The sequence below is a fragment of the Neisseria sp. HMSC075C10 genome (assembly GCF_001815615.1).
Classification (GTDB): Bacteria; Pseudomonadota; Gammaproteobacteria; order Burkholderiales; family Neisseriaceae; genus Neisseria; species Neisseria subflava_A.
Map to the genome: position 1 here is coordinate 235952 of NZ_KV821248.1, position 17505 is coordinate 253456.

Genomic DNA, 17505 nt, shown 5'->3' on the forward strand with positions numbered 1-17505 from the left:
ACTGCTTACCATGATCCGTTAAACGTTTTAGCTTTGCGCCAAAATGCCCATTTGGAACGGCGGCCGATTTCCAGCGTGCCGCCGTTTTCGCCGTCTGTGGCAATGCACACGGTTTTCAGACGGCCTGAAGCGAGTGCGTCCCATAAAGGCGCAAACCAACGATTTTCCCAGCTTTCCAAAATATCTTTGTATGCCCAAACATCGCCTGTTTGTAAGGTGGAAACCAAGTCGTCCAAAAAGATAAGGCCGTCTGAAACCGTGTTGCCTGTTTCTTGAACCATCTCAAACCAAGCCTTCAAGTCATATGGCGCATCGAGTTTGGGCGTATCCGAAAAACGCGCCCATGCGCTGTTTGTGGCGACAATATCCGCAGACTGTGTACCGTCCGCATCATTCCACAGCCACAAACCGTTGATTTCCGGCAAGCCTTGTTGTTCGCGCGCTTGGTTAATCGGATGCGTATGGAGAAACATTTGGATTTCCGTCTGCATGGCCAACCAAGACACCGCATCTTTGCCGTGTGCCTGACCGTCCATTTCCGGCTGCCCACACACATCCAAAACACATTCCGCCCCCCAATCTTCTATCGTCGGCATACTGAGCAGCCACATGCTTTCGCAAAGCGGCTCGAATTGCCAATCTTTATCTTGATAAAACGCCGACAAATCCGCACATAACCGCTGAGCCTCCTCTTTTTGGATGCCGATAAACTCACCGCTGATAATGTTGACATGGTGCATGCCCATCTGTTGCCAAACCGGAGAGGCAAAAGCGGCTGTGTGTTTTTGGCTTGTGTGGCGTAAACGTTGCACTTGGGTAATAAGGCTGCCGCTCCACAAATGGCGTCCGTAAAATTCAGACGGCCTGAGTGTTTCTTTGCGTAATGTGCCATAACGCAAAAGACGGTTAAAAGCAGGTAAGGCAAGCTCAGGGACGGATTCGTCGGCAAAGCGGTTGAGCGAGGGGAGGGCGAGGGTCAGCTTCATAAGCGCAAATAGATAGAAAAACCGTTATTTTACGCGACAAATGATGCGTTTCGGAACCTTGCCCTCACGCCCTGAAAAAGAGCCGTTCAGACGGCCGGTTTGGAAAAAACGGGCTGTCATGCTAGAATGCGTGGCGTAAATTTCAGAAAAACAGGGTGTAAATCAACACAATAGCCCTGATAATAACGTCAATTTCAAACACGACCTCATTCATTCCGAATGAAAACCTGATTTTCAGATCGGAAAAAAGACTCAAAGTCCTTTATCCCCAAAACTGTTTAAACCAGCAGGCGGTCGCGGCAGGCCGGATGTGCCGGCATTCTGCAAACCTCAAAAAACAGACCGCCCCATTAAGGATAACGCGTGATTAAAAACAAATATTCCACTCGATTCAAAGCAACCCTCTTAGCGTTTCTGCTGCCGGCTTCAGGCATCATGACCGCATACGCCATTACCGACCCTCAACCCGCACAAACCGATTTCAAAGTCGAGCGTATTTCCGAAGAGCTGCCTGCCGTTTATGTGGAAACCAATACCTATCAATCCAGCTATTGGGCGCAAGAAGCCGTCCAAGCCGGCGACTCTTTGGCAGACGTTTTGACGCGCATGGGTGTCAACCAAGAAGACATCAAGCAAATCATGGAGAAAAACAATGCCAACCTCGACATGAAAAACCTGCGGACCAACCAATCCGTCAACATCCGTATCGATTCTTCAGGCCAAGTGACCGACGTTCAATTCTTTACCGATGAAGAATTGGAACGCAACTTGGTGGCTTTGGAGAAAGTCAAAGGCAAATGGCGCATCTCCAATGCCGAAATCGACATGAAAACCATGCCGACCCTGCGCTCCGTGCAAATCCGCACTTCCGCCATCGGCGATATGCTCCGTGCCGAAATCCCTTCCGAAGTGTATATCCAGCTCAAAGAAATCTTTGCCGATTCGTTCAATATGAGCGACTTGGGCGAAGGCGATACCGTGCGTCTTTTGTACAACAGCATGTATTTCCGCGGCCAGCAAATGGCGGTCGGCGATATTTTGGCGGCTGAAGTGGTTAAAGACGGCAAAACTTATCAAGCCTATTATTACAGCCAAGGCAAAGGCGACGAAGAAAGCGGTAGCTACTACGACCAAAACGGTAAGTCCCTGCAACAAAAAGAAGGCTTTAATACCGAGCCTGTTGCATACACGCGCATTTCTTCCCCGTTCGGCTATCGTGTCCACCCGGTTCTGCATACCGTCCGTATGCACACCGGTATCGACTATGCCGCGCCGACCGGTACGCCGATTAAGGCCGCTGCCGACGGCGAAGTGATTTTCAAAGGTTGGAAAGGCGGCTACGGCAATACCGTGATGATCCGCCATGCCAACGGTGTAGAAACCCTGTACGGCCACATGAGCGCGTTCAGCCCTGCCGACGGCAGAGTCCGTGCCGGCGAAGTGATTGGTTTTGTGGGTACAACCGGCCGTTCTACCGGTCCGCACCTGCACTACGAAGCACGCGTCAATGGCCAGCCGGTTAACCCGACTACCGTCGCCCTGCCGACGCCGAAATTGACCCCGACCAATATGGCCGCGTTCCGCAAACAGCAAAAAGATGCCAGCACGATGTTGTCTACCATCCGCTCTTTGCCGGTTTCCGTAGCGCAGCTGGATTAATAAGATAAAGGCCGTCTGAATAAGGTTTCTTTCAGACGGCCTTTTCCATTAAAATCGATACCTCAACGCCCACGTTTACTCAGAGAAAGCTTATGTCTGCTCATCAGCCCATTATCCAATCCCTGCTTGATACTGACCTGTACAAATTCACCATGCTGCAAGTCGTGTTGCACCAATTCCCACAAACCCACAGCCTCTACGAATTCCGCTGCCGCAACAAAGAGATGGTATATCCGCTGGCCGATATTCAAGAAGACTTGGAACGCGAACTCGACGCCCTGTGTCAGCTGCGCTTTACCCATGACGAACTCGACTATCTGCGCAGCCTGCGCTTTATCAAAAGCGACTTTGTCGATTATCTCGAACTTTTCCAACTCCAACGCCGCTTCGTCCAAGTCAGCCCTGACGATCAAGGCCGTCTGAATATCCGCATCGAAGGCCCGATGATACAGGCGATGTTCTTCGAGATTTTCATTCTTGCCATCGTCAACGAACTCTATTTCCGCCGCTTGGAAACGCCTGCCGTCATCGAAGAAGGCGAGCGCCGTTTACAGGCCAAAGCGCAACAGCTGAAAGAAATTGCGGCCACTCAAAATCCGAATGATCCGCCGTTCCTTATTTCCGATTTCGGTACGCGCCGCCGCTACACCCTCGCATGGCAGGAACACGTTATCCGCACCTTGCTGGAAGCCGCTCCCGATATCGTGCGCGGTACCAGCAACGTTTATCTGGCCAAAAAACTCGGCATCACACCCATCGGTACCATGGCGCACGAGTTTCTCCAAGCCTTCCAAGCCTTAGACGTACGTTTGCGTAATTTCCAAAAAGCCGCGCTGGAAAGCTGGGTACACGAATATCGCGGCGACCTCGGCATCGCCCTGACCGACGTGGTCGGCATGGATGCCTTCTTGCGTGATTTCGACCTGTACTTCGCTAAACTCTTTGACGGCCTGCGCCACGACAGCGGCGATCCTTATGTTTGGGGCGACAAAGCCTACGAGCATTACAAAAAACTTAAAATCGACAGCCGCACCAAAATGCTGACCTTTTCAGACGGCCTCGATATTGAGCGTTCATGGGCGTTGCACCAATACTTTAAAGACCGTTTCAAAACCAGTTTCGGTATCGGTACCAACCTGACCAACGACTTGGGGCACACGCCTTTGAACATTGTCTTGAAGCTTGTCGAGTGTAACGGCCAATCCGTTGCCAAGCTCTCCGACTCCCCGGGCAAAACCATGACCACCAACAACACCTTCCTCGCTTACCTGCGCCAAGTGTTTGACGTACCGGAGCCGGAAGAGAAAGCCTAAAAACAAAGGCCGTCTGAAATATTCAGACGGCCTTCTTCATTAATCCATATCGCTTTCAGGTAATTCTGCCGAACCCATGCGGCGCAGGATGATATTGGTTTTGTTGTGCATCCGTTTGCTCTTAGGATGGTCTGCGTAAAACAGCGGAGCCGGAACGCGCGCCGTGAGCTTGGCGGCTTGTTGGCGGGTGAGGGCGGAGGCAGGTTTCTTGTAGAAATACTGGGACGCAGCTTCCGCGCCGAATACGCCGTAGTGCCATTCAATTGAGTTCAGATACAGCTCAAAAATGCGGTCTTTGTCGGTAACGGCTTCCATCATCGCCGTAATCGCCGCTTCTTCGCCTTTGCGGATGTAGCTGCGGCTTTCATTGAGAAACAGGTTTTTCGCCAGTTGCTGGCTGATGGTTGAACCGCCGGCTTTGACTTCGCCGCTTTGCTTATTGCGTTTCATGGCGTATTTGATGCCGTTCCAGTCAAAGCCGCTGTGTTCGGCAAAGTTGGCATCTTCGGAAGCAATCAGGGCTTTTTTGAGGTTGACGGAAATTTGGTCGTAAGGCACCCAGCGGTAATCCAGCTCGACATCGCGGCCTTCTTTTGCAAACTGGCTCATGCGCATGGACATGAAGGCGGTTTTGCTTGGCGCGACGGCGCGGTAGGTAATGATGTTGCCGTACACATAAGCGTTGAAGAAAATGAAGATGCCGATGGGCAGGGCAATCAGCCATTTGATGATGCGGAACATGGTTACAGGGCTTTCATGTATTCGATAACGGGGCGGATATCGGGCGTAAATCCGCGCCAAATATGGTAAGAAGCGGCAGCCTGACCGACCAGCATGCCCAGGCCGTCTGAAACTTCGGCCGCGCCGTTACTTTGGGCAAAGTTCAAAAACGCCTGCGCCGCTTTGCCGTAAACCATATCGTAGGCAAGGCGGCAGTTGCGGAAAATTTCAGGATTGACGGCAGGAAGCTGACCGCTCAAGCCGCCGGACGTGCCGTTGATGATGATATCGAAACCGCCGTTCAAATCCGCCATCGGGACGGCTTCAATGCCGAAAAGCCGCACCAATTCCTCGGCCTTGGCATGGGTACGGTTGGCAATGACGATACGGGCAGGGCGGTGTTCTTTCAAAACCGGAATCACGCCACGCACCGCGCCGCCCGCGCCCAAAAGTAAAATGGTTTTGCCTTCGATGGCAATATTTTTGACCTGCGTGATGTCGTTGGCCAAACCGATACCGTCGGTATTGTCGCCGCGTATTCTGCCGTCTTCCAACCACACCAGCGTATTGACCGCGCCGGCAGCCAAAGCGCGGTCGGAATGTTCGTCCGCCAGCGCAAAAGCTTCCTGCTTGAACGGGACGGTTACATTCGCACCTTGCCCGCCCTCGGCACGAAACGCCGCAACAGCCTCGGCAAAACCGCTGATTTCGGCACAAATGCGCTCATATTCGATGGCCGCACCTTCTTGCAGCGCAAACTGCTGATGGATTTGCGGCGATTTACTGTGTGCAACGGGATTGCCGAAAACGGCGTAACGCGGGAGGGTAGTCATGGTCGTGTTCCAAAAGACGGGACGGCTATTTTATAACGGCGGCGTACAGATGGAAACGATGTCGTCTGAAACGGTTGTCAGGTAGCATGATGGAATATTTGTTTCTTGAAAAAAAGTCGTTTTCTTTTTACAATTTAACTTTATTTTTTTACAATTTAACTTTGATTTTGTTGACAAGGACGAAAGGGGCGGACATGAAAAAGGTGTTGTGCTTGGCAGTATTTGCATTAGGGTTGGCAACGCCGGCGGTGGCGGCGGATTGGGTGTGGTTAGGTAATGACAGTAACTACTGCCGTGTTTGGTGATGCAGACAGCCGTACGGACAATAGTGCATGGGTTGAAATGAGGTATGCCAAGCCGAAAAAGCATAGCAATGGAAAATTTTATAATACAGATAAAGGGTTGGAAGAAATAGATTGCAGTGGTAAACGTCGTAGGTCTTTGACGGTAACGTGGTATTCCAAATCGGGAAACCCTATCGGCTCTGATACACGATCCTATGCCGAATGGGATTATGTTATTCCCGGTACGCTTGGAGAGAGTATGTACAAATTTGTCTGCAACCACGATCCTCGTTGACCATTTTCAAATCAAACAACAGATGCCGTCTGAACTGCTTTCAGACGGCATCTGTTTTGTCGGCATTCGGACAAAAGAGCGGGCATTCCGCTTTTGAACAGATAAACCAAAGCATATTGTTGACAATCTTGCCGTCTGAAACTATATTTCATTGCGTAAAAACGGGGGCCCTGATGTATTTCAGACGGCCTTACCGTGGTAGAATAACAACTTAAACCCATTCCCTCAGGAGCTGAAGATGTCCATCAAAGACGCTGTAAAACTGATTGAAGAAAGCGAAGCCCGCTTCGTAGATTTGCGCTTTACCGATACCAAAGGCAAGCAGCACCACTTTACCATCCCCGCCCGCATCGTCCTCGACGATCCCGAAGAATGGTTTGAAAACGGTCAAGCGTTTGACGGTTCGTCCATCGGCGGTTGGAAAGGTATTCAGGCTTCCGATATGCAGTTGCGTCCCGATGCGTCTACGGCCTTCGTTGATCCTTTCTACGACGATACCACCGTTGTCTTTACCTGCGACGTTATCGACCCGGCCGACGGCCAAGGCTATGACCGCGACCCCCGCTCTATCGCACGCCGCGCCGAAGCCTATTTGAAATCTTCCGGTATCGGAGACACCGCCTATTTCGGCCCCGAGCCTGAATTCTTCGTTTTTGACGGCGTAGAATTTGAAACCGATATGCACAAAACCCGTTACGAAATCACTTCCGAAAGCGGCGCATGGTCAAGCGGCCTGCACATGGACGGTCAAAACACCGGCCACCGCCCGACCGTCAAAGGCGGTTACGCACCTGTTGCGCCGATTGACTGCGGTCAAGACCTGCGTTCTGCCATGGTGAACATTTTGGAAGAACTCGGCATCGAAGTGGAAGTGCATCACAGTGAAGTCGGTACCGGCAGCCAAATGGAAATCGGCACCCGTTTCGCCACTTTGGTTAAACGCGCCGACCAAACCCAAGACATGAAATACGTGATTCAAAACGTTGCCCACAACTTCGGCAAAACTGCCACCTTCATGCCTAAACCCATCATGGGCGACAACGGCAGCGGTATGCACGTTCACCAATCCATTTGGAAAGACGGTCAAAACCTGTTCTCAGGCGACGGCTATGCCGGTTTGTCCGATACCGCCCTTTATTACATCGGCGGCATCATCAAACACGCCAAAGCCCTGAACGCGATTACCAATCCGTCCACCAACTCTTACAAACGCCTCGTGCCGCACTTTGAAGCGCCAACCAAACTGGCTTATTCCGCCAAAAACCGTTCCGCTTCCATCCGTATTCCGTCTGTGAACAGCAGTAAGGCACGCCGCATCGAAGCGCGTTTCCCTGATCCGACCGCCAACCCATACTTGGCGTTTGCCGCTTTGTTGATGGCCGGTTTGGACGGTATTCAAAACAAAATCCATCCGGGCGACCCTGCCGATAAAAACCTGTACGACCTGCCTCCGGAAGAAGATGCATTGGTGCCAACCGTTTGCGCTTCTTTGGAAGAAGCACTGGCCGCCCTCAAAGCCGACCACGAATTCCTCCTGCGCGGCGGCGTGTTCAGCAAAGACTGGATCGACAGCTACATCACCTTTAAAGAGGAGGATGTCCGCCGCATCCGCATGGCACCTCATCCGCTGGAATTTGAAATGTATTACAGCCTGTAAAACAGCTGAAACATTTTAAATAGGAAATCAAAGGCCGTCTGAAACTGGATTTGAAGTTTCAGACGGCCTTTAGGCTTAAAATAGATAGGGCGATCGAATTAGGTATGATAGTGAGAAGCAATGAATCATGCTGTTTGAAAGCCTTTATGGAATCGGTGCCTTGTGTTAAATTGTGCTAATGAAATCATTTCGTCAAAAAGGTTGGGCAGAATGAAGAAAATCATTGGTTTGGCCATTGCTGCGGCATTTGGTTTGAGCGCGTGCAGTAATTTGGATCACAAAACCGCGCACGAGGTAATGTCGATTTCTAATGACCGTATTTTAAAAGAAGACCACAGCTTTAACATCACAGGCAGCTCCAGGGTATATATCAGCCCATTGGCTGAAGCTGTATTGGCAGATGAAAAGGTAGAAGAGAAAGCTAAAGCGGAAGTAGAGGATGCCAAAGCAAAAGCGGAGGATGCTATGGCGAAAGCAGAGGATGCGGCAGCCTCTATGGAGGTTGCTCAAGAAGACGACGCTGCTTTGAAGCAGGAGTTTTCTGAACGAGAAGAGGCTGAGTTCCGCAATGCAATGCTTGATGCCTTGCCAGACGGCAATATCGCACAAGTTGCCGTTGATTATCTGGATAAATATCCTGCCATATCCAGTTACATGGAAGGGGTTCATCTGAATTATGAGTCGGCAGTTGATTTGTCAACGCGTCAATTTGAGTTGATTCCTGAATTGGCCATCAACAACCACAATGAAAAACTTAGTATCAAACTTCCTATGAAACTGGATGCGGAAAAATGGGAAATTTATATAGATCCGCCCGCCAGTGCTGCTGCCATTATTAGTGTGTACACCGATGAGAAAATCGGTAAACGTTTAATCAAAGAACCTTTAAAATTGAGTTTGAAAGAAATCGGTGATTCGAAACACATGCCTTTTGATCATATTGCAGAGGCGGGGGGACGTGCTTTTTTGAGTGCCAATAAGGCTATGCCTGCCGATGCATATGTATTTAAAGAAATGGATGCCTTTGGTAAGGCAAACCATGCACGCTATCGTGTACGTCATGTCATGAAACCGGAGTATGATTCTGTCGTAATGAAGGCAATGGCTAAGGCTTTTGATGAAGAATTGTCGAAATTACAGAAAACGCCTCAACCAGGGTCAACAGAAGAAGATTATAAAAATGCGCGGGAATTTTTCAGTATGTCTGTCAACATAAGTGATAACCAGCCACTTAGCTTCCAGCGGATATTCGGTAACAATCTTGTTGTCGACTATTATCTCGACCGCAAAGGCCGCATGTTGGCTTCCCGCATGTATATGCAAATCAACGGCACACATAAGGCCATTAATATTATCGGCGACAGTGTGTACAGCAATTACGGCAAACCAGTCTTCAAATTGAATCCGCAAGGTAAGGGCATTACTTGGAAAGAGCTGAAAGAGTTTTTCAGTTCGAATAAAAAAGAAGACGATTAAAGCCTCAGGCCGTCTGAAAGGATATTTTCTGTTTTCAGACGGCATGTTTGATAAGGAAAACCATGTTTGCAAATTTTGATTTAGGCGTATTTCTGCTGGCAGTATTGCCCGTGTTGTTGGCCATTACCGTGCGCGAAGTGGCACGCGGTTATACGGCGCGGTATTGGGGCGACCATACCGGCGAGCAGTTTGGGCGTTTGACCCTCAATCCGCTGCCGCATATCGATCCTGTCGGTACGATTGTCGTGCCGCTGGTGTGTCTGATGATAGGCAGTTTTCTGTTCGGCTGGGCGCGTCCTATGCCCATCGATTCGCGCAATTTCCGCGATCCGCGCCGTGCGTGGCGTTGGGTGTCGATTTCAGGTCCGATTGCCAATCTGATTTTGGCGTTCTTCTGGGGCTTTGTCGTCGTATTGTCCGCGTATGTACCTGAATCTTATCAAGCGCCGTTGGTGCAGATGGCCGGTTACGGCGTGATGGTGAACTCGATTTGGGTCGCGTTCAGCCTGATTCCGATTTTGCCTTGGGACGGCGGTATTTTTATCGATACCTTCCTTAACGCCAAACAGTCCATGCAGTTCCGTAAAATCGAGCCATACGGTACATGGATTATCCTGATCCTGTTGTTTACCGGCCTGCTGGCCAAACTGATTTGGCCGATTATCGCCATGATTCAGGCCGCAGTGCAGATGGTTGTCATGCTGTTTATTTAAATGTTTTGGCTGAAAAGGCCGTCTGAAACTCAGTTTCAGACGGCCTTTTTTCATTGTGCAACATGTAAATACGATTGGAAAAGTTGCTTAAAAATTGTACAATTTCAGCCCTTTCAATTTGGCGCAAACATCATGCACATCGGCGGCTATTTCATTGACAACCCCATCGCACTTGCCCCCATGGCAGGCATTACGGACAAACCGTTCCGCCGGATTTGCCGCGAGTTTGGCGCAGGGTGGGCGGTATGTGAAATGCTGACCAGCGATCCGAGCTTGCGTCATACCAAAAAAACCTTGCGCCGTAGCGATTTTGAAGGCGAGGGCGGAATTGTAGCCGTGCAGATTGCCGGCAGCGATCCGCAGCAGATGGCGGAAGCCGCGCGGTATAACGTCGGCTTGGGTGCGCAGGTCATTGATATAAACATGGGCTGTCCGGCCAAAAAAGTCTGCAATGTGCAGGCAGGCAGCGCATTAATGCAAAACGAGCCTTTGGTTGCCGAAATCTTGAAAGCCGTTGTAAATGCGGTGGACGTACCCGTTACCCTCAAAACCCGTTTGGGCTGGCATGACGAACATCAAAACTTGCCGACCATCGCCAAAATTGCCGAAGAATCAGGCATCGCAGCCCTTGCCATTCATGGCCGCACCCGTACGCAGATGTACAAAGGCGAAGCGCGTTACGAACTGATTGCCGAAACCAAAGGCCGTCTGAACATCCCCGTTTGGGTCAACGGCGATATTACTTCGCCGCAAAAAGCTGCCGCCGTCCTCAAGCAAACCGCCGCCGACGGCATCATGATAGGGCGCGGCGCACAAGGCAGACCGTGGCTTTTCCGCGATTTAAAACATTACGCCGAACACGGCGTTTTGCCGCCAGCCTTGAGCTTGGCAGAATGCAATACCACCATTTTGAACCACATCCGCGCCATGCATGAATTTTATGGCGAAGTGGCTGGAGTACGCATCGCCCGAAAACACATCGGCTGGTACATCGACGAAATGCCCGATGGCGAACAGACTCGCCGGGAAATCAACTGCTTGGACAGTGCCGCAGCACAATACGACACCCTTGCCGCCTATCTTGAGACGCTTTCAGAGAAAACCGACCGCTGGGTGTGTCACTATCGGGAAAGCTGAAGAGTTTCAGACGGCCTCATCATCTAAAAATAAATCTATTTAAAAACAAACTCAAAGAAAGACATCACGATGAATCAAACGACTACTGACATTGCGCAATGTATTGAACAAAACTTACGACAATACTTCAAAGACTTGGATGGTACGGAACCTTGCGGCGTGTACGATATGGTGTTGCACCAAGTCGAAAAGCCGATGCTAATTTGCGTGATGGAACAATGCGGCGGCAACCAATCTAAAGCGGCGGCCATTTTGGGGTTAAACCGCAATACCCTGCGTAAAAAGCTGCAGCAGCATGGTTTGTTGTAATAGAGAGGAATAGGGTGCATTGCTGCCTACCTATCATGAAAGAGCCGGCCGGGTCATTCATCCATTAGTTGGATATTTTTGGATTTGTTGACACAATCAAAATAAAAACAGCTTGAAAAGGCTTCAGGCCGTCTGAAGACCAGAGAAGAAACGATTAATTTTTTTACCATGAGTTGAACCATGCTTTACCAAATACTCGCACTGTTAATCTGGGGCAGCTCGTTTATCGCTGCCAAATATTCCTACGAGATGCTCGATCCGACGCTGATGGTTGAGGCGCGATTGTTGATTGCCGCATTGATGGTGCTGCCGTCGTGCCGCCGTCATTTGGGCAGGATTCCGCGGAGCGAATGGAAGCCGTTGTTGTGGATTTCCTTTGTCAACTACGTTGTCGTTTTGATGCTCCAGTTTATCGGTTTGAAATATACATCTGCCGCCAGCGCGGTTACCATGGTGGGGTTGGAGCCTTTGCTGGTGGTCTTTGTCGGTCATTTCTTCTTCAACGACAAAGCCAAACTTTACCACTGGATTTGCTGCGCGGTGGCGTTTGCCGGCGTGGGCATGATGGTAATGGGCGGCGCGGAAGAGGGCGGTACGATTGACTGGTTCGGCTGTTTGCTGATTTTACTTGCAGGATTCGGTTTTGCAGGCGTGATACGTCCGAGCCAGCAGATGATTGTCCGTATTGGTGCGCCTGCATTTACCGCGGCTTCCATGGCGGTGGCGGCGGTGTTGTGCCTGCCGTTTTCGCTGGTGTTGGCAGACAGTTATCAAATCAATTGGTCATGGGGCGGTACGCTGTCGGTTTTGTATATGGGGATTGGTTGCAGTTGGCTTGCCTATCTGTTGTGGAACAAAGGCATGAACACAGTCCCTGCCAACGTCTCCGGCCTACTGATCTCGCTTGAGCCGGTCATCGGCGTTATCATGGCGGTGTTAATTTTGGGCGAACATTTAAGTACCATGTCTGCGATGGGCATTACCGTCGTTATTGCGTCCACTTTTGTCGCCGGTATGCTGACGCGTGTGAGCAACAAACATAAAAAGGCCGTCTGAAAACGGTTTCAGACGGCCTCAAGTAAGCAGTATTATTTTCAATAAAACATTTTGGGAAAATTTCTATGAAACACATTATTTCCCTACTTTTAAAAGAAAATGGGATTTAAATAGGTAAAAGCAAAAGGCCGTCTGAAACCAAGTTTCAGACGGCCTTTTGCAATAAAATTGTTAACAATATTTGTAAAAACCTACTGCCAAAAATGCGAAACTGGAGGATAATACCGCCCTGAAATTTCATCCCATACTGATTAAACCTTCAACAAAGGAAATCCAAATGTCTTCCATCAAACGCGCCCTGATCAGCCTATCCGACAAGACAGGCGCAGTCGAATTTGCCCAAACCCTGACCAAGCTCGGTGTTGAAATTCTCTCTACCGGCGGTACAGCAAAACTCTTGGCTGATGCAGGCGTTCCCGTTATCGAAGTTGCCGACTATACCGGCTTTCCCGAAATGCTCGACGGCCGCGTGAAAACCCTGCATCCGAAAATCCACGGCGGTATCCTCGGCCGTCGCGATTTGGACGAACACGTCGCCAAGATGGAAGAACACGGCATCGGCAACATCGACCTCGTGTGCGTCAACCTCTACCCCTTCGCCGCCACCATCGCCAAACCAAACTGCACGCTGGAAGACGCGATTGAAAACATCGACATCGGCGGCCCGACCATGGTGCGTTCTGCCGCGAAAAACTGGAAACACGTCGCCATCGTTACCGATACCGCCGATTTCCCGGCCATCGCCGTCGAACTCGAAGCCAACAACGGCGCATTGAGCGACAAAACCCGTTTCAACCTCTCACGCAAAGCATTCAGCCATACCGCCCAATACGACGGCATGATTTCCAACTACCTGACCTCGCTTTCAGACGACGTCTTGAGCGGCCAGCCCCAAATCGGCGAATTCCCGAGCCAGTTCAACCAAAGCTGGATTAAAGTGCAAGATATGCGCTACGGCGAAAATCCGCACCAACGCGCCGCGTTCTACCGCGATATTTACCCAGCCGCGGGCAGCCTTTCCGCCTACAAACAGCTGCAAGGCAAAGAATTGTCTTACAACAACATCGCCGATGCCGATGCCGCATGGGAAGCCGTCAAATCCTTTGACGCGCCAGCCTGCGTGATTGTGAAACACGCCAATCCGTGCGGCGTAGCCATCGCCTCCAATACCTTGGATGCATACAAACTCGCTTACGCCACCGACACCACCAGCGCATTCGGCGGCATCATTGCCTTCAACCGCGAAGTTGACGGCGAAACCGTCAAACAAATTACCGACAACCAATTTATGGAAGTCCTCATGGCGCCGAAGTTCACCGCCGAAGCCCTCGAAATCGCCGCCGCCAAGAAAAACGTGCGCGTATTGGAAGTGCCGCTTGAAGCAGGTGCCAACCACTTTGAACTCAAACGCGTCGGCGGCGGACTGTTGGTACAAACCCCCGACATCCACCGCCTCAGCCGCGCCGATTTGAAAGTCGTCTCCAAACGCCAACCGACCGAGCAAGAATGGAACGACCTGATGTTTGTATGGAACGTCGCAAAATACGTCAAATCCAACGCCATCGTCTTCGGCAAAGGCGGTCAAACCTACGGCATCGGCGCAGGCCAAATGAGCCGCGTGGACAGCACCCGCATCGCCGCCCGCAAAGCGCAAGATGCCAATCTCGACCTCAACGGCGCATGTGCCGCTTCCGATGCCTTCTTCCCATTCCGTGACGGCGTAGATGTCATTGCCGAGCAGGGCATCAAAGCCATCATCCATCCCGCAGGCTCCATGCGCGACCAAGAAGTCTTTGACGCGGCGGACGAACACGGCATCGCCATGGTCGTCACCGGCATCCGTCATTTCCGCCACTAATAAGCTGATATAAAATAAAGGCCGTCTGAAAACAAAGTTTCAATATCATGAAACCCGTTTTCAGACGGCCTTCTTCAATCATCAAACAATTTAGCGGCCTAACTGTAAATCAGGACAAAGCAACCAAGCTCCAGCCAGCCCGATTCATGCAGCAACACAATGCCGCCCAAGTTAAAACCAACCCACTCAGAGCAAGAAACATGAAACACATCCTCCTCATCCTCGCCCTTGCCGCACTCACCGCCTGCGCCTCCAGTCATACCGGTGGCTACGGCTATGCCGGCAACAACGGCGCTTCCGCAGGCGTGACCCAAACATTCCGTTGGTAAGGCCGTCTGAAAAAACAACACAGTTTTCTACAATAGAGCACAAACAAATCCCAAACGTAAAGGCAAGTTTTACACTTGCCTTTTTAATGTTATCTATCGGCTTAATAGCGCATAAATTCGTGTCATTTGCGCACTATTTATATGTTAGGAAAGGTCAAGGCCGTCTAAAAACAGGCTATGCAAAGCCATTACACGTTTCAAACCAATTTTCAATACAAATTTCATTAATTACCTAAATAAATCCAATATTCAAATCTATTACAATAGAAACTATCTAAATCATATATTATTTAATAATCATTATTGTTTAAGAATAAAAACGTAAAATCAAATAGCTAGAAAAAGCGTTTAAATAAAGCAACAAGTAAATCTAACGGGGATTACCGTTGAGAGCGAAAAAATAACACTTTATCGGAAGAGTTGATTTGCGAAACCAAACGCATATAAAATTTGGACAAGGATTCCGAATGCATTGAAGGAAGTTGACAAAAAGTGACTTGTTAAGAAACAAGCTGACAAAAAACGGCACATCGTTTCCCAAACTTCACAAGCTTCCCAAAATGTATCAGCATAAAATCCCATAAAACAGGCTTTTAGCTGCTATTCGGCCGAGTAGAGACTTTTGGCACGGGAATTGCATACACGAGATTACGGCATGAAACCGCATAAAGGGGAAACTCTGAAATGCGGCAAATGTGTGGACAGGCAGTTTACAGCCGAGCAACACGTCCCAAAAGAAATCAAACCCCTTACAGGAAAATCGATATGAATAAAGTCTTTAAAGTCATTTGGAACCACGCGACCCAGACATGGACCGCGGTTTCCGAGATCAGCCATGCACACGGCAAAAAATCCGCTTCTGACAAGCGTAAAGCCGTAGCTGCTGCAGTTGCAGCGGCAGGTGCTTTGATGGCTTCTAGTGCTGCTCAAGCAGGTGTGGAAACATCTGCTAGTACGATTACCATTAAATCAGATAATACCGGGAATGTCATTGGTACCAATCAAGGTATTGGCAATATCAATATCGGTACTGGCGCAAATACTTACAGAAACAACGGTAATAATGTAGTCTCTCATGACGCAATTGCGATTGGTTCTAGTGCGACTGGTACTGGTGATAAATCAGTAGCTATTGGTAAAGATGCAAAAGCAATTCAAGAAAATGGTGTTGCAGTTGGTTTTGGTGCAACTAATCAGTCTATTGACTCTGTTGCGATCGGTACAAAAGCAACATCAGGCAAAGATATGGACGTAGCTATTGGTAAGCAAGCAAATGCTAGTGGTGGCGAGTCTCTTGCTTTTGGTTCTGGATCAAAAGCATCTGGTCAGGCTACTATTGCCGTAGGTAAATCATCTAATGCTTCTGGTTCTTCTGCAGTTTCTGTTGGTTATGAGTCTGCTGCAGCTGGTAATAATGCTGTAGCTGTTGGTAAAAATACGACTGCAAGTGCTACCAATGCGGTTGCTGTTGGTTTGCGTGCTACTGCTACCGGTACTCGAGCTATTGCAACAGGTGCTGGTTCTACAGCAAGTGGCGAGCAATCTCTCGCAACAGGTTTTACAGCAAAAGCTTTGGGTAATAACTCTGTCGCTCATGGTAATGACGCAGTTGCTAGCCAAGCTGCTGACGTTGCTGTAGGTTTTGAAGCAAAAGCTGATGGTACCTCTACTGGTGCTGATGGTGATGGTGTTGTGGGTGCTAATAATGCCGGTTCAGCTATGGCAATCGGTACTAATGCTCAAGCAACCGGTATCGTAGCAACTGCCATCGGTCAACGTTCTCAAGCCCTGGCAAACGGTGCGGTAGCATTGGGTGGCGATGCTCAAGCTAAAAAAGGTTCTGCCGTAGCAATCGGTCGCGGTTCTGTCGCTGACGGCATTTCTGCTTCTGCCTTCGGTCCTGCTGCTAAAGCAAGTGCTCAATACGCGGTAGCATTGGGTGTACAAAGTAACGCTGCTTCTACGCAAGCGATTGCATTAGGCCGTGGCGCTCAAGCCAATGGCGGTGAATATGCAACTGCTCTGGGTAACGATGCTCAAGCAACAGCTAGAAACACTCTGGCTTTGGGTACTGAAGCTAAATCTACTATCGAAAACAGCGTAGCTCTGGGTAACGGTTCTACAACCAGCAACTTCGTACCTACTAGCAGCGGTACTGTTCGCGGCTACACTTACGGTGGTTTTGCAGGCGCAACCAGTGGTTTAAATGACGGCGCAGTATTGTCTGTAGGTTCTGCAGGTAAAGAACGTCAAATCCAAAACGTTGCCGCAGGCCGTATTTCTCAAACTTCTACCGATGCAATCAACGGCTCTCAATTGTTCGCCGTAGCAAGCCGCATCGAAAATCTGAATCCATTTGTATTCCAAGGCCACGATGGTAGCGGTAGCTCACCAGCTGCAGGTACATACAGATACGATCCTAAATCAAATGCCAATAACACCCTGAAACTGATCGCTGGTGAAGGTCTGAAAATGACTTCAAACGGCACTAACGAATACACCCTGAGCGTAGTAGGTGGTGGTGCTAAAGGCGAAAAAGGTGATGCTGGTCCTGCTGGCCCTAAAGGCGAAAAAGGCGATACTGGTCCTGCTGGTGCTAAAGGCGATACCGGTGCTGCTGGTGCTAAAGGCGAAAAAGGCGATACTGGTCCTGCTGGTCCTAAAGGTGATACCGGCGAAAAAGGTGATCCTGGAGAAAACGGCACCAACTACAATATTGAAGTTGAAGATAATGACGCTGACGGCACTCATACCATCACTATTACCAATGAAAGTACTGGCTCAATCACTACTACCATCGTAAAAGACGGTAAAGATGGTAAAGACGGCGCTACTGGCGCAGCAGGCGCTAAAGGCGAAAAAGGTGACACTGGCGCCGCT

The 17505-nt window shown here is 49.8% G+C and carries 14 protein-coding genes and 1 pseudogene; 12 read left to right on the top strand and 3 right to left on the bottom strand.

The features are described from left to right. Positions 1 to 5: 5 nt before the first annotated feature. Positions 6 to 986, bottom strand: a complete 981-nt coding sequence (locus tag HMPREF3047_RS03140) for a hypothetical protein (protein WP_070585044.1) — start codon at positions 984 to 986, stop codon at positions 6 to 8. A gap of 363 nt (positions 987 to 1349) precedes the next feature. Here HMPREF3047_RS03140 and HMPREF3047_RS03145 point away from each other — a divergent pair, with 363 nt between their 5' ends. After that, positions 1350 to 2645 carry a M23 family metallopeptidase gene (locus tag HMPREF3047_RS03145; RefSeq protein WP_070585043.1) on the top strand — a complete coding sequence of 432 codons (1296 nt, stop codon included), beginning with the start codon at positions 1350 to 1352 and terminating at the stop codon, positions 2643 to 2645. A gap of 92 nt (positions 2646 to 2737) precedes the next feature. Next, complete coding sequence (gene pncB, locus HMPREF3047_RS03150; RefSeq protein WP_070712162.1) at positions 2738 to 3958, top strand: nicotinate phosphoribosyltransferase; 1221 nt, start codon at positions 2738 to 2740, stop codon at positions 3956 to 3958. Positions 3959 to 3997: 39 nt separating this feature from the next. Here the strand turns inward: pncB and mtgA are convergent, their stop codons facing one another. After that, positions 3998 to 4699: a monofunctional biosynthetic peptidoglycan transglycosylase gene (gene mtgA / locus HMPREF3047_RS03155; protein WP_003684244.1), complete on the bottom strand. Its 702-nt coding sequence runs from the start codon at positions 4697 to 4699 to the stop codon at positions 3998 to 4000. 2 nt (positions 4700 to 4701) lie between these two features. Then, positions 4702 to 5511, bottom strand: a complete 810-nt coding sequence (gene aroE / locus HMPREF3047_RS03160) for a shikimate dehydrogenase (RefSeq protein WP_070712163.1) — start codon at positions 5509 to 5511, stop codon at positions 4702 to 4704. Positions 5512 to 5705: 194 nt separating this feature from the next. Between aroE and HMPREF3047_RS03165 the strand changes: the two are divergent. The 10 genes and pseudogenes from HMPREF3047_RS03165 to HMPREF3047_RS03210 form a co-directional block, all read left to right on the top strand. Then, positions 5706 to 6090: pseudogene (locus HMPREF3047_RS03165) on the top strand (surface-adhesin E family protein). Between the two features lie 238 nt (positions 6091 to 6328). Beyond that, a complete protein-coding gene (glnA, locus tag HMPREF3047_RS03170) occupies positions 6329 to 7747 on the top strand; it encodes a type I glutamate--ammonia ligase (RefSeq protein ID WP_070712164.1) in 1419 nt (472 codons plus the stop codon). Between the two features lie 210 nt (positions 7748 to 7957). After that, on the top strand, positions 7958 to 9223 hold the full coding sequence (locus HMPREF3047_RS03175; protein WP_070712165.1) for a hypothetical protein: 1266 nt from the start codon (positions 7958 to 7960) through the stop codon (positions 9221 to 9223). A gap of 62 nt (positions 9224 to 9285) precedes the next feature. Continuing rightward, on the top strand, positions 9286 to 9936 hold the full coding sequence (locus HMPREF3047_RS03180) for a site-2 protease family protein (RefSeq protein WP_049351143.1): 651 nt from the start codon (positions 9286 to 9288) through the stop codon (positions 9934 to 9936). Positions 9937 to 10068: 132 nt separating this feature from the next. Then, complete coding sequence (dusB, locus tag HMPREF3047_RS03185; RefSeq protein WP_070712173.1) at positions 10069 to 11073, top strand: tRNA dihydrouridine synthase DusB; 1005 nt, start codon at positions 10069 to 10071, stop codon at positions 11071 to 11073. 69 nt (positions 11074 to 11142) lie between these two features. Next, on the top strand, positions 11143 to 11382 hold the full coding sequence (locus HMPREF3047_RS03190) for a Fis family transcriptional regulator (RefSeq protein ID WP_070459344.1): 240 nt from the start codon (positions 11143 to 11145) through the stop codon (positions 11380 to 11382). Between the two features lie 180 nt (positions 11383 to 11562). Next, positions 11563 to 12438: a DMT family transporter gene (locus HMPREF3047_RS03195; protein ID WP_070459340.1), complete on the top strand. Its 876-nt coding sequence runs from the start codon at positions 11563 to 11565 to the stop codon at positions 12436 to 12438. A gap of 277 nt (positions 12439 to 12715) precedes the next feature. After that, positions 12716 to 14296: a bifunctional phosphoribosylaminoimidazolecarboxamide formyltransferase/IMP cyclohydrolase gene (gene purH, locus HMPREF3047_RS03200; protein ID WP_070712166.1), complete on the top strand. Its 1581-nt coding sequence runs from the start codon at positions 12716 to 12718 to the stop codon at positions 14294 to 14296. Between the two features lie 47 nt (positions 14297 to 14343). Next, positions 14344 to 14625: a hypothetical protein gene (locus tag HMPREF3047_RS10890; protein WP_083315937.1), complete on the top strand. Its 282-nt coding sequence runs from the start codon at positions 14344 to 14346 to the stop codon at positions 14623 to 14625. A gap of 765 nt (positions 14626 to 15390) precedes the next feature. Continuing rightward, positions 15391 to 17505: ESPR-type extended signal peptide-containing protein (locus HMPREF3047_RS03210; RefSeq protein WP_283127034.1), on the top strand; the 2115-nt coding region annotated here is incomplete at its 3' end.